The sequence below is a fragment of the Amycolatopsis sp. SID8362 genome, from assembly GCF_010550475.1.
In the GTDB taxonomy this organism is placed as follows: domain Bacteria; phylum Actinomycetota; class Actinomycetes; order Mycobacteriales; family Pseudonocardiaceae; genus Amycolatopsis; species Amycolatopsis eburnea.
This window is the reverse complement of the sequence record NZ_JAAGNB010001356.1, coordinates 1-240: the sequence shown is the minus strand read 5'-3', so window position 1 is coordinate 240 and position 240 is coordinate 1. Positions and strand designations below refer to the sequence as shown.

General features: G+C 77.5%; 1 pseudogene. It reads right to left on the bottom strand.

Annotation, left to right across the window (positions count from 1 at the left end):
• Positions 1-240 (bottom strand): annotated as a pseudogene (locus G3I65_RS41305) (3'-5' exonuclease); the annotation flags it as partial.

Here is a 240-nt window from a genome sequence, read left to right as displayed (position 1 = left end):
CGCCGAGCGCGGTTGCCACCTGCCGCAGCTCACGGGCCTCCGCGGCGGTCACCACGCCGTCCCGTTCCGCGACTTCGCGCAGCGCCACCACGAACCGCTCGTGCGTCGAGCGCACGCGGTCGGCGGGCCACCCGGCTTCGGCCGCCAGCTCGGCCAGCGCCGACACCTCGTCCGGCGAAAGGTGCCGGTCGGCGACGACGCCGGCGAGCAGGTCCAGGTAGGCGTCGCCGCCCGCGCCGA